This window comes from Lentibacillus sp. (assembly GCF_035301925.1).
Classification (GTDB): Bacteria; Bacillota; Bacilli; order Bacillales; family Amphibacillaceae; genus Lentibacillus.
Genome location: NZ_DATGTI010000065.1, coordinates 1 through 12946 on the forward strand (window position 1 = coordinate 1; position 12946 = coordinate 12946).

Annotated in this window: 15 protein-coding genes and 2 pseudogenes; 6 read left to right on the forward strand and 11 right to left on the reverse strand. The window is 44.0% G+C overall.

What is annotated here, in order from left to right:
- A partial coding sequence (locus VK080_RS05500; RefSeq protein WP_324223767.1) for an aconitate hydratase occupies positions 1 to 1552 on the reverse strand: 1552 nt, incomplete at its 3' end.
- A 155-nt stretch (positions 1553 to 1707) separates the two neighbouring features.
- Between VK080_RS05500 and VK080_RS05505 the strand changes: the two genes are divergently transcribed.
- The 6 genes from VK080_RS05505 to VK080_RS05530 all read left to right on the forward strand — a co-directional run bounded on the left by VK080_RS05505 (position 1708) and on the right by VK080_RS05530 (position 6639).
- Positions 1708 to 2508, forward strand: a complete 801-nt coding sequence (locus tag VK080_RS05505) for a TIGR00266 family protein (protein WP_324223768.1) — start codon at positions 1708 to 1710, stop codon at positions 2506 to 2508.
- 148 nt (positions 2509 to 2656) lie between these two features.
- Positions 2657 to 3094 carry an Hsp20/alpha crystallin family protein gene (locus VK080_RS05510; RefSeq protein WP_324223769.1) on the forward strand — a complete coding sequence of 146 codons (438 nt, stop codon included), beginning with the start codon at positions 2657 to 2659 and terminating at the stop codon, positions 3092 to 3094.
- A 79-nt stretch (positions 3095 to 3173) separates the two neighbouring features.
- A complete protein-coding gene (locus VK080_RS05515; protein ID WP_324223770.1) occupies positions 3174 to 3356 on the forward strand; it encodes a YfhD family protein in 183 nt (60 codons plus the stop codon).
- A 299-nt stretch (positions 3357 to 3655) separates the two neighbouring features.
- Positions 3656 to 4096, forward strand: a complete 441-nt coding sequence (locus tag VK080_RS05520) for a YueI family protein (protein WP_324223771.1) — start codon at positions 3656 to 3658, stop codon at positions 4094 to 4096.
- A gap of 55 nt (positions 4097 to 4151) precedes the next feature.
- Positions 4152 to 4406, forward strand: coding sequence for a DNA alkylation repair protein (locus VK080_RS05525; protein ID WP_324223772.1), 255 nt, complete (start codon positions 4152 to 4154; stop codon positions 4404 to 4406).
- 244 nt (positions 4407 to 4650) lie between these two features.
- Entirely contained in the window at positions 4651 to 6639 is a 1989-nt protein-coding gene (locus VK080_RS05530; RefSeq protein ID WP_324223773.1) for an acetoacetate--CoA ligase, read from the forward strand.
- Between the two features lie 71 nt (positions 6640 to 6710).
- Here VK080_RS05530 and VK080_RS05535 read toward each other — a convergent pair whose 3' ends face one another.
- From VK080_RS05535 to VK080_RS05580, 10 genes and pseudogenes are all read right to left on the reverse strand, one after another.
- Positions 6711 to 6917, reverse strand: coding sequence for a hypothetical protein (locus tag VK080_RS05535; RefSeq protein WP_324223774.1), 207 nt, complete (start codon positions 6915 to 6917; stop codon positions 6711 to 6713).
- A 248-nt stretch (positions 6918 to 7165) separates the two neighbouring features.
- Positions 7166 to 7342: a hypothetical protein gene (locus VK080_RS05540; RefSeq protein WP_324223775.1), complete on the reverse strand. Its 177-nt coding sequence runs from the start codon at positions 7340 to 7342 to the stop codon at positions 7166 to 7168.
- 147 nt (positions 7343 to 7489) lie between these two features.
- Positions 7490 to 8084, reverse strand: a pseudogene (locus VK080_RS05545) (histidine phosphatase family protein).
- Between the two features lie 106 nt (positions 8085 to 8190).
- Positions 8191 to 8523, reverse strand: a complete 333-nt coding sequence (locus tag VK080_RS05550) for a DUF86 domain-containing protein (RefSeq protein ID WP_324223776.1) — start codon at positions 8521 to 8523, stop codon at positions 8191 to 8193.
- Entirely contained in the window at positions 8520 to 8810 is a 291-nt protein-coding gene (locus VK080_RS05555; RefSeq protein ID WP_324223777.1) for a nucleotidyltransferase family protein, read from the reverse strand. The genes VK080_RS05550 and VK080_RS05555 overlap by 4 nt, the downstream gene beginning before the upstream one ends.
- 100 nt (positions 8811 to 8910) lie before the next feature.
- A pseudogene (locus VK080_RS05560) lies at positions 8911 to 9444 on the reverse strand (topology modulation protein).
- Between the two features lie 126 nt (positions 9445 to 9570).
- The gene (panF, locus tag VK080_RS05565) at positions 9571 to 11010 is read right to left on the reverse strand and encodes a sodium/pantothenate symporter (protein ID WP_324223778.1); all 1440 of its coding nucleotides are present in this window, start codon (positions 11008 to 11010) and stop codon (positions 9571 to 9573) included.
- Positions 11007 to 11288: a YhdT family protein gene (locus VK080_RS05570; protein ID WP_324223779.1), complete on the reverse strand. Its 282-nt coding sequence runs from the start codon at positions 11286 to 11288 to the stop codon at positions 11007 to 11009. The genes panF and VK080_RS05570 overlap by 4 nt, the downstream gene beginning before the upstream one ends.
- 535 nt (positions 11289 to 11823) lie before the next feature.
- Entirely contained in the window at positions 11824 to 12255 is a 432-nt protein-coding gene (locus VK080_RS05575) for a DUF4064 domain-containing protein (RefSeq protein WP_324223780.1), read from the reverse strand.
- Between the two features lie 51 nt (positions 12256 to 12306).
- Positions 12307 to 12798: an aminoglycoside phosphotransferase family protein gene (locus VK080_RS05580; protein WP_324223781.1), complete on the reverse strand. Its 492-nt coding sequence runs from the start codon at positions 12796 to 12798 to the stop codon at positions 12307 to 12309.
- Between the last annotated feature and the right edge of the window lie 148 nt (positions 12799 to 12946).

Consider the following 12946-nt stretch of genomic DNA (forward strand, 5'->3'; position numbering starts at 1 on the left):
CACGTTTGTAGTACGTCTCATCAATGATTTCGAACGTAAATTTGCTGATTTCCGGCAAATTACTCCGGTATGGAAGCACACGTGCGCCACCGGCAAGTATTTCATCAGTTGAAATGTTGTCACCCATTTTCAGTAATATCGGCAATTCCATCCGGTCGGGCATTTCATCCATTTTTGGAATGGATGCGATATTTGGGCCTTTTTGCAATTCAACGTCTTTCGCCTGTTCATATGGCAGTGGTTCATCCAGCAACTTCATATTGGCTTCAGCATGTTTTGGCTCTTTAATTTTCGGGTAATCCTTCTTCAGCGTACGCGGATCGGTAATCTCCCCTGTCAGTGCTGATGCTGCCGCGGTTTCCGGGCTGCATAGGAAAACACTGTCCTCTCGTGTTCCGGAGCGTCCAGGAAAATTCCTTGGGGTCGTCCGCAGGCTGTTACGGCCTGTCGCCGGTGCCTGCCCCATGCCGATACAGCCATTGCACCCTGCCTGATGCATCCGTGACCCCGCCTGAAGCAGACTGGCAATGTGACTTTCCTTGACTAAGTCCGTGAGCATCTGTCTCGATGTCGGGTTAATATCAAATGAGACACCATCAGCAACACGCTCACCGTTGACAATTTCTGCAGCAATTGCAAAATCACGGTAGCCAGGATTGGCGGATGACCCGATATATGACTGATAGATCGGTGTGCCGGCAAGTTCCCGGACGGGTACAACGTTTCCTGGGCTGGACGGCTTCGCGATTAATGGTTCTAACTCCGACAGATCGACTTCTTCTAAAATATCATACGTTGCCCCTTTATCTGCCGTCAGCTCAATCCAGTCGTCTTCACGTTCCTGCGCTTTCAGAAATTGTTTGACTTCTTTATCAGACGGGAAAACCGTCCCTGTCGCACCAAGTTCTGCTCCCATGTTGGCGATCACATGGCGGTCCATGGCACTTAAATTTTCAACCCCCGGTCCGAAATATTCAATAACTGTTCCGACCCCGCCTTTTACGTCATGTCTGCGCAGAAGCTCAAGGATAACATCTTTCGCACTGACCCAGTCAGGAAGTTTTCCGGTCAGTTTGACACCCCAGACTTTTGGCATTTTCACGTAAAATGGCTCACCTGCAATCGCCATCGCCACATCTATCCCGCCTGCCCCCATTGCAAGCATCCCCATACAGCCATTGGCACACGTATGACTGTCTGATCCGAGTAGTGTTTTTCCCGGCTTAGCCAATCGCTGCATATGTACAGGATGGCTCACACCATTCCCAGGTCTTGAATAATACAGTCCAAACCGTCTTGTTGCACTTTCCAGAAACAGATGATCATCAGGGTTCTTGCTGTCTTCCTGAATCAAATTGTGATCGACATATTGCGCTGATGCTTCCGTTTTCGCCCGGTCCAATTCCATCGCTTCAAGTTCCAACATGACCAGTGTCCCGGTTGCATCCTGGGTCAGTGTCTGATCGATTTTTAGGCCAATCTCTTCCCCTGGTATCATCTCACCGGCAACCAAATGATCTTTTATCAATTTTTGGGTAATATTAAGTGCCATCAAAATCCTCCTATCAAGTTGATTCCAGTATTTTAAACATAAGTATACTTTTGTAGTATATGAAAGAAGTTGGATAATTATTTGCAGATACAGGTGAATCTTTTCATTATTTTCCACGTAGTTACCTAATAATAAACATAAAGGGGATGGATAAATTGAATAACCACGAAATTGATTACGAACTACACGGAGATGACATGCAATTTGTCGAGGTTGAACTTGACCCGCAGGAAACGGTTATTGCTGAGGCAGGCAGTCTGATGATGATGGATGACAGCATTCGGATGGAGACCATTTTCGGTGATGGGTCTTCCAATCAGGGAAGCGGTCTGATGGGAAAACTGCTCGGTGCTGGAAAGCGCGTTATCACCGGGGAGAGTCTATTTATGACAACCTTTACAAATGAAGGTACCGGCAAAAAACACGTATCATTTGCCTCACCATATCCGGGTAAAATTATGCCAATGGATTTGAGCGAATTGGATGGTAAAATTATTTGTCAAAAGGATGCTTTTCTCGCTGCTGCCAAAGGGGTGTCGGTTGGGGTAGAATTCCAGAAAAAAGTTGGCACCGGATTTTTCGGTGGTGAAGGCTTCATTATGCAAAAATTGGAAGGCGACGGGATGGCATTTGTCCATGCAGGTGGGACTATGCGCAAAAAAGAACTCGCGCCCGGCGAAACATTGCGGGTCGATACCGGATGCCTTGTTGCGATGACACAGGATGTTGATTATGATGTCGCTTTTGTCGGTGGTGTCAAAACGGCCCTGTTTGGCGGTGAGGGCTTGTTTTTTGCAACACTCCGCGGACCTGGAACTGTATGGGTGCAATCACTGCCATTCAGCCGTCTTGCGAGTCGCGTATTTGCCTCAGCCCCTCAGGAAGGCGGTTCCGACAAAGGTGAGGGAAGTATCGCCGATGGGCTATACAATCTGTTTGGTGGCGACCGCCGCTGAGCCTATTGTGTTACAGCTGTTGGAAGCCGCATGCCAGAAACAGCAGTATGAAATTCCCCAAACTGAATGAACGGATGGCCAAGTGATGTATATTCGCTCATAGTTTTGAAATACTAACGTTGAATTAAGCTACAAGGAGGTCAAAACAATGGCACTGCTGCCATCTGATTCATTTAGACAATTAAATAACATGCGTAGAGAGTTTGACCGATTCTTTTCGGATTTTCCATTAAGGTTTGCCAATGAAGACAGCTTTGGCGGTATCAAGGTGGACGTTCATGAAACAGAAAATGAAATTGTTGCCACGTGTGATATTCCAGGTCTCGAAAACAAAGAAGATGTGAATATCGATATTGACAATAATATGTTAATGATCAGCGGCTCCATCAACAAAACAAACGAAACAAATGACGGCAATATGTTCAGGAGAGAGCGCTACCAAGGGAGTTTCCACCGATCAGTATCACTCCCCGGTCCGGTATCCCAAGAGGGTGTTAAAGCCACATATAAGAATGGGGTACTTGAAGTCAGGATGCCGAAATTGACGAAAGATGACAAGAAGAAAATTGACGTGGAATTTCATTGATCATGTCCAATTGCCAGCAATAAAACAGTGATTTCTGCACATACTATCCCCGAAAATGATTTTAAATGAGGTGGATGAGATGGGCAGAGATGAACACCGCACGAACCGCAGAGGAAGACCCCGTTTGGCACAGACACCGAAATATGCCAAAACGGACGGTGAGGATGTCGAGTTTTCCGAAGAATTTGCTGACCCTGATGATAAAGAAGCACAGGCGAGAAGCCGTGCAGCCGAAAATCGTGTCAAAAATCGAAAGTCGTGACAAAAGTGCCCTGGTTAACCGGGGCACTTTTAATTTTAGTTTTTGCAGGTCGATTGTTCATCATATATAATTTACGTATAGAGTGAAACTACATTCAATGGAACGGTTTTCTCTGATGAAAAGGAACAAAAATTTTTGAAAGTCCTGTTGTAACACCGTTGTACCTTCATCGTGCAGCCCCGAACAAAATCAGACCTTTAAGGTAGTTGCTCCAGACTTTCGTTTTGCTTCTAAACCTCCATACAACTGGAACTTACTGTGCCTAAGGCGGGATATATGAATAACAAGGAGGCAGATTTATGGCAAAAAAGAGTGTGGATGATTATCTAACGGAAGGCATTTACGGTTCCCGGCAAACGAAACGCTCGGAACGAAAACGATTTTTAGGAACGATCAGAGAGCGGATTGTCATTGCCCTTACAAAAGGTCAGGTCATGTCAGATAAGGGGCTTGCAAGTCTGGAAGAAGCCATGAAAGTCAATAAAAATGCCAAATTACTGATGAACGGAGATGTTTCACATAAATTTCTCAAGGAAGAAAAAGCACTGGCCAATAAATACAATATCGCCTATACAGAGGTCACTAATGAGGAAGCCGATACTGACATCGGCGCAGTGCTTGCTTATGATTATGCCATTGACAAAGAACATATTTTTATTGATGATGAAGGTGAAAAAACGGAGGAAAACACTGGAGCAGATGAATCTTTCTTTGGGAAAGTCAAGCGGTGGTTTACATAGGCTTCATGAATGAAAAACCGTAAATCCGAAATAGTAAGGGCTGGAGGTGTCTTTCGTGACGCAACAATACCTTTGCCCAAACTGCAAAACGAATCGTTCGAGGTTTAACATTATCGAACAAGTAGCCAAACCTGTGAAGCTGGATCCGCAGACCGGCGATATGATAAATGATTATACAGACAGCCAGCCGGAAGTTTTCCATATAACCTACAGTGGCCCAGCGTACAAGATACAATGCGGATCGTGCGGGCTGATTGAGGATGAACTTACTTTTGTTAGGTTTGCTGAGCATGACCGGATTAGCAAATAATGCATCATTGCAGACTGACATATTTGAAAAAGTCTCGGAGGCCTTTTGTCCGGGACTTTTTCTGTCACCATGGTTTCTTCCATGAAATTCTTTGAAAAATTCACTGTACGGTTTTTAACGACAAACAGCTGCCTCAACTGGTTGTTTCACTGAGTGGGCCTGTTCAAATGATGATTGCCTTTACATATGGAAAACGGTTTCATATAATGAACTTAAGTGTTATCAAAAAGAAGGAGGCGGGAATTTGAGTGACATAAAAGAAGGTACCTTGCTATGGGAGCCGGATGAAAATCGGAAAAAACAATCAAAAATCTATGAATATATGAATTGGCTAAGCGAACATAAGAATTTAAAATTTGAAGATTATCACTCGCTCTGGAAATGGTCTGTCAATGAACTGGAGGATTTCTGGGCCTCTATTTGGGAATACTTTGATATTCAGGCTAAAGATCCCTATGAAACCGTCCTGACATCTCATCAAATGCCCGGTGCCAAATGGTTTCCGGAAGCGACCATCAACTACACCGAGCATATTTTCCGGGACCGGGATGAGCATACACCGGCCATTATACACGCCTCAGAAATACGCCAGACACAGGAGATAACGTGGCAAAAGCTGTACCAGGATACTGCGGCAATGCAGCAAACACTAAAAAGTCTTGGGGTCGCAAAAGGTGACCGCGTTGTGGCTTATGTTGCCAATATCTATGAGTCGATTGTGGCCTTTTTGGCGACAGCCAGCCTTGGCGCCATCTGGTCGAGTGCCTCTCCGGATTTTGGCACGCAAAGTGTCATTGACCGGTTTAAACAAATCGAGCCGAAAGTGATGGTGACTGTTGATGGCTACCGTTACGGCGGAAAAGACTTTAACCGGATTGATGTGGTGGAAAATATCCAGTCAGAGCTGCCGACATTGAAAGCGACCATCGCTATCCCTTATTTGAATGAGCATCCTGATACCAGCCGGCTGAAAAATGTTACCTTATGGGAAGACGCACTTGCCGAATCGGGTACACTGACGTATGAGCACGTCAATTTTAATGACCCACTTTGGGTATTATTTTCCTCAGGGACCACCGGCAAGCCGAAACCAATTGTACAAAGCCAGGGCGGTATTTTATTGGAGCATCTGAAAGCATTGACTTTCCATGCAGATCTTGGCAAAGACGATCGTTTCTTCTGGTTCACGACCACCGGCTGGATGATGTGGAATTTCCTTGTCGGCGGGCTGCTGACTGGCAGTACCATTATTTTATATGACGGCAACCCAACCTATCCGGATAAACGAATGCTGTGGCAATTTGCCCAGGATACGAAAATGACGGTCTTCGGGACAAGTGCAAGCTACATCACCACCTGCATGAAGGAAGATGGTTTGGTGCCCGGGGTGGAATTTGACTTGAGCCATCTCGAAAGTATCAGCTCAACCGGTTCCCCACTGCCGCCGGAAGGATTCCAATGGTGCTATGATCATGTGAAAAAAGATCTATGGATTGCTTCAGCAAGCGGCGGGACCGATGTCTGCACGGCATTTATTCTCGGTGTGCCAATTTTACCGGTGTATGCGGGTGAACTGCAGTGTCGCGGGCTCGGTGCTAAGATTGAAAGCTATAACGATGATGCCAACCCGCAAATTGAAGAAGTCGGTGAGCTCGTCCTGACCGAGCCGTTCCCATCCATGCCGATTTATTTCTGGAATGACGCGGATGGGAGCCGTCTGCGCGAGAGTTATTTTGACGTATTCCCGGGGATTTGGCGACATGGTGATTATTTAAAAATCACCGACCGGCATACATGTGTCATTTACGGACGGTCTGATGCTACCATCAACCGTGGTGGCATCCGCATCGGCACAAGCGAAATCTATCGTGCCGTTGATCATGTCAACGAAGTCAGTGACAGCCTGATTGTTGATGTACCTAAAGGTGATGGCGACTCCGATACACCACTGTTTGTCCTGATGAAGGACGGCGAAGAACTGACCGATGACGTGAAGAAAACGATCAAACATCAAATCCGGTCGAGCTGTTCTCCACGTCACGTTCCAAGCGGCATTTATGAAGCGCCGGACCTGCCGAAAACATTAAACGGCAAAAAACTTGAGATCCCGATCAAAAAAATATTGATGGGCAAACCAGTTGATGAAGTTGTCAATAAAGGTTCATTGAGCAATCAGGGTTCATTGGATTATTTTGTGCGTTTTGCCGAAGAACGAGCTAAAGCAAATTCATAAAAAGAGGGTGCCGCACTGGCATCCTCTGTAAATACATTTTAGACTTGTACTTCCAGTATAAAGCGAGCCCATCACTTCTCCACTGTAAAAATGGATTTTATGGACCAAAATAATAAAAATACCAGTAACACGGCAGAAACCGTGGCCACCGTCGTTGTGACAATGGATTTGTGATTAATAATCATATACAAATTAACAAATAACAATACCGCAATAATCAATGGCGAAATATACAGACCAAGCTTTCCACTTTTTTTATTTAATATGTTTAATTCCATGGCGTACCACCTCTTATTTATAGAGATGATATCAAAAAAATGGTTGTTTATAAAGAATTCTCATTTGACATTTTTCTCCTGCGACTTGATTTTAGTCACATACGCTGACTGCACAAGTGCTCCAGCGGATCATGAGGGGCGGGAACGTAAGATGTGCCGTTTTACCCGCAATATGGCTGTGTACAGAAAAGCATAGAAGCGAGCGCGAAAACAAGCATATGAGGTCTAATCACAAGTATGATATCTGATCACAAAACTGGATTGGAACTGATTGCGCCAATACCAACACCAACTTCCGAAACGCTGCCAAAAGAATTTGCTAAAAGATGAAGCCTCCAACGATCAAAGATGCGATGGTTGCAAATTCCTTTGTACATGTTGACATGTTTATCGTATTTTTTGATCAGCTTCTCTTTTTCCACCATGTCACATCCATCCCACAGTTAAAAGTCCCTGTCTTCATCACTCTCAAAACGCCGCATATAACGGCTGTATTTCTTCTGTCAGAGAATACTCGATCCGCTTGCTAAGGTTTTTCTTCGGTAGTGCAGTTATCCAGCCCCCCTAAAAAACTACATTTCAAGTGTGTCGGCCTTTAACAAATGAGCTGTACAGTTAAACAAATCACTGTGCCAGCAGTTTTCACGTCTTATGAGGCAAGTCAAGGAGGTGTTTTTCAGAGATTCTTCAATAGGTGAATCAGATAAGAGTTCATTCAGAAGTCGCTTGATGAATGCACCATGACTCACAATCAATATTTTTTGACTTTGATGCTGTGCACTGATATCTTCAATAAACGAGAGTCCTCTGGAAATAATACTTTCATGCGTTTCAAATCCGACATCCAGTTCTCGCCAGTCAGCGCCCCATTTTTGAACCCGTTCTTCTTCTGTCGTTCCTTCAATGAGTCCGCCGCTTCTTTCACGGAGCCGGGAATCCAGATACATTTCAGTCTCAAGTTTAACGTTCAGGATTTCCGCAGTTTGCTTAGCTCGCAGCAGATCACTGGAATACAAAACATCCCATTCACCGGATTCGATTCGTTCGGCAAGTGAACGTGCCTGCTCCAAACCCTCTTCATCAAGCGGAATATCAGAACTCCCCCTGTGCTCTTCCTTCTTTATTCCAGCGTGTAACGCCATGACGTACGAACCCGATTTTGGTCAAGTAACGACACTCCCCATGATTATTTTTTTACTGACACCATCATAACATACCGGTTGCGTTACAAGGGTTTATAAATCAAAAAATAAGCTGTCCTTCCGCTGGCAGCTTATAAGCTCTTCAATAATTCTGTTATATCTTCATTTAGTTTTGGGGGTTCTTTCTCGACAACATTCCAAACGATTTCATTATCCACCCCAAAGTATTCGTGTATGAGTATATCCCTTAGCCCCGCCATTTCCCGCCATGGCATATCACTATTTTCCAGTTTCAGTTCTTTGAAAATTTGTTTTGTTGCTTCTCCGATAATTTCTAAATTTCTTATGACAGCGTCTTGCGTCATTTTAGAGTTGAAATAATCTGCTTTCCCGTTCGGTAAATAACTTTCAATACTATGAATACACTCCAAAATATGAGTCAAATACACACGATCGTGTTTCATAGCGGTCTCGCCTCATTCAATATCTCATCTCTTATACTGTGATGAATAGCATTTTCCGTCACCACATCAACATCTCTGTGCAGAATATCTTCCACATCGTGTTTGAACCTGATTAAATCAAACAGGCTTCTGTCATCTTCAAGGCTTACAAGAAAATCAACATCACTCTTTTCCTGATCCTGCATTCTGGCAGCTGACCCAAACAATTTTAAGCTTTGAACACCATGTTCTCTGGCACTCATTAATATTCTTTCACGATTATCCATTAACTTTGCGTGAATTGACACAGCCACCACATCCAAAAGTTATATACTTCCATTTTACTATTATCAGATTAATTTTTCCATATGAACACACTGCAAGAGTACGGAATGAAAAGGCTTTTTCTTAGTTATCAACACTGTTCATTCCTTCAAAATATGCGCTAATCTCCTTTTTATTCATCAGCATAACAACTGCTTTTTCCGGTCCCATACTGTTGAAAGTCCTGAGTCTCTCCCTCATCTTTTTCTTACGGGAATGATAAGTGGTACAAATATACTTCAGGAACGTGCAGTCCAATTTTTCCTTGCATCCTTCGCCCATATCAGGCCGGGTTTTGCTGATATGCAAGATCCAGCGTTTGAAAACTCTGTACAGGCAAACAATTAGCGGAAGCTCCAGATATATAATGGTATCCGCTTTTTCTGCACGGATACCATATGTGCTGCTATCATTTCCTTCAATAATCCACTGGTTGCGTTGTGACTATTTCCTGTTGAGCTCCCGCAAATTTCTCTGGTGGGGCTTCTACCCAACCAGGCTTCCAATACAATCCATCAAGATGGTAAACTTCGATGTTCAATAATTTTCCTAATTCCTTTGCAAATGTAGATTTTCACCCACACCAGCTGAGATGCCCATCACCATAATGCGATTCATTATACACCTCACTGCTTTTTAATGGAAAATATAACAAATAATTTGTTCCCCACTGCCTACATAGCAAATTAGCTTCAATCCAGGGCAGACTGTTGTAACTATTTTCGCTTTCTTTCTATACAGGTATCACGTTTCCTGCTCAATCACTCTTTCCTGTGTCCCCAAGCTCACGAACACATAAACAAAGAACGACACCACCACCGGCAGCACAACCGAGTGCAGTCCGAACGGCTGCGGGAAAAATGTATCCGATAGAATATACAGCCCGACACCGGTTAACATTGAGGCAAGTGCACCGTATTTGTTGCCTTTTTTCCAGTACAGTCCCATCACAATCGGCCAAATAAATGCCGCTTCAAGTCCGCCAAATGCAAACAGGTTCAGCCAGATGATCAAATCAGGCGGGTTGAGCGCCATCAGGAATACAATAACTCCGAGTACCGCTGTCACACCAATACTGAGCCCCTTCACTCGATTTTGCGATGCTTTCGGTTCGATGTAATTGAGATAAACATCTTTGACAATTGATGAGCTCACCAGCAGCAGCAATGAATCGACTGTCGACATGATCGCTGCCATCGGGGCCGCCAGCACAAAACCTGCCAGCCAGTTCGGCAAAACTTCCAGCGCAATGAGCGGCATAACCCTGTCGCCCACTTCAATTCCCGGTAAAATCGGCCGGGCCAGTACACCGATCAAGTGCATATTCAGCATGATGACACCGACAACGACCGTGCCGATGATGATGGCACGATGCATCGAACGGGAATCTTTATAGGACATCGCCCTGACGGTAATCTGCGGCAAGGCCACCACCCCGACGCCGACAAGTATCCAGAATGATGACACGAAAGCCGGTGTGAGCGTACCCTCTGCACCATAGGGCGTAATCAGATTCGGATTTTCCGCGGCAAGATCCGACATGATATTGGAAAGTCCGCCCCCTGCGATAATGGTTGCAACCAGCAGTATGAGTGTTCCGACAAACATAATCGTCCCCTGGATCGCATCCGTCAGTGCTACCGCCCGGAAACCGCCGATCACAACATAAATGAGGACGAGTAACGCAAAAATAAATAATGCCGTCGTATACGGTATGCCAACTAATGACTCAATCAGCCTGGCGCCACCAATCCACTGGGCCGCCATGGCTGAAAATAAAAAGATAATGATGCTGAACGCTGAGAATAAGACAACCCATTTAGACCTGTATCGTTCTTTCAAAAAATCAACCATTGTCAGTGCTTTATATTTACGTGTCACGATCGCAAATTTTTTACCCAATACCATCAGGACAAAGTAACCTGTCGACACTTGCGTCATGGCAAGGAGCACCCAGCCGAGCCCCTCGGTATATGCCGTACCCGGGCCACCGATAAAACTGCTGGCACTGCCATAGGTCGCCGTCATCGTCATTGCCAGAACGAATCCGCCAAGACTTCTGCCACCAAGGAAATAATCCTGTATAAAGGTATTGGACGATTTAATATACTTACCGGCCCATACACCGGCACCAAATATAATCAATATAACGCCAATTAACGGAACTAACGCCTGCCAATTCATTTTTCCTCTCCCTCTTCAAATGGAACTTCGACAAACCACTTTTTCACCACAATCGTCACTAGGACCGCCATCACAATAACCCCAAGCACACAGCTATAAAAAAACCATGCAGGCAATCCGAAAATATATGTATATTCAGATGGGTCCTTGCCGCCAAGTCCATACGCAAATGCAAACCACCAGACAAAATTGAAAACAACCAGACCGACGCCAATTAAGGCTTCCCGGTTGGCAGCTTTATATCTGGAATCATTGCTCGGTACATTATCTTCCTTCATCTCACTGACCCTCCTCATTAAGTTCAAAAAACCGTAAGCTATCCCTTATAAATATAACGGATAGAACACCTGATTGTAAATATTCGAAAAATTAATTCCTAACCATTATACATATCAATAAACAGGAAGTACATACTTTTACATATAGTTTATTTTTAACACATTCCCACTAAAAAATGGAGGTCAACAATGAAAAAACGTTGTATGGTCAGTAGTGATACTGATTTTTTTATTGTTTTCATTACGTTCACTCATTTTACCAGTACAAAAGAAGCAATTGCTGATAATTTAAGAGACAGCATTAAAAAAGTATGGAGGAAACTCAGGAACGAAAAGAAGCATTGGAAAAATTCCATATAGAGGTAAATTAGTGCATAAATGGTTTACCGGGTGTTTCAGAAGTATCGGCTTTCTTTGATTTAATAATAAATAGCATACCAACCACTATACGATTTGGTATGCTATTTGACTTGTTAATTCAGTTTTTCTATATCAAAAGTGAACTACTTAGGTTAACAGACACTCTTTTTCTCCGCTATTCCGTTGTTGCCGTTTGCGGGGGTGCTTTCCGTGCCAGGCACATAATGCCGGCAATCAGATAGAATATTCCGCTGAATATTAGCCCGCCAAAGGTGATGATAGCAAAAAGCACTGACGTGACGATTAAAATGATTCCTGCAGCTTTTGGCTTTTTATTACCTTTCACGAGTACGATGGAAACAATACCTAAAATAAGTCCAAGAACAGAAAGGACAACGAGAAACCAGCCGCCGCCCTGTAACATTTCAAGAGCAGCCTCCATATTACCCGCTGAAAGTTCAGGATTCTGTTGTGTTATTTCCTCTTCTGCCTGATCCCAGGCGGCTTCATTGTTAAAAAGCCATACCATGAATCCGCCGACTAAAGCAAAAAAACCATAAATGAGTGCACCAATAACAGTTAATACAATTTCACCAGTTCTGCTCATACAAACGCCTCCCATCTCTTCTTCATGAGCTTATGCGACATATCAATTGATTTATTCGATGCTCACATATTTTATCAATTGTAACACAAAATAGTCCAACCTTTCTTCCATCAGGTAATTGGTCAGATCAGTCATGCCAAACGCCTCCCAGCCGGGGTATACTTCCGGCGGGCCATCCAAAAAGGTTATTAATGCCATAATATCCCAATATCGATTATAACACATATCGGCATACTGCTGATAAGCCCGCAAAAATGCTTCAGCCATTTCATACCCGTACGGCATGGCCAGATTTACTCGGCAATGTCCGACATCGATCTCACGTGGTCCTTTGCAGGCGTTTACCCAATCCACAACACCACTGACGGATCCTTCACGCCATAGCACATTGGCAGGATGATAGTCGCGATGGATAAAACATTCATACATATCTGGCTCCGGCCCTTTTACCAAATCAAGTGCTCTTTCCCATGTTCGTGGAACACTTGACCAATCCGGCACATTAAACGTATCAGGATCATGGTACGAATAATAATCGTACATCCCTTTCAACCTCCCATTCCACCAAAATATTTTAAGAATTTTAATAAAAACCGTGACAAATTTATTTCCTTTTGTTACACTCATATTGAATAATAAAATAGTTTGAACACTACTAGGGGTGCCCAAAAAACGTGGGCTGAGAGGAAAG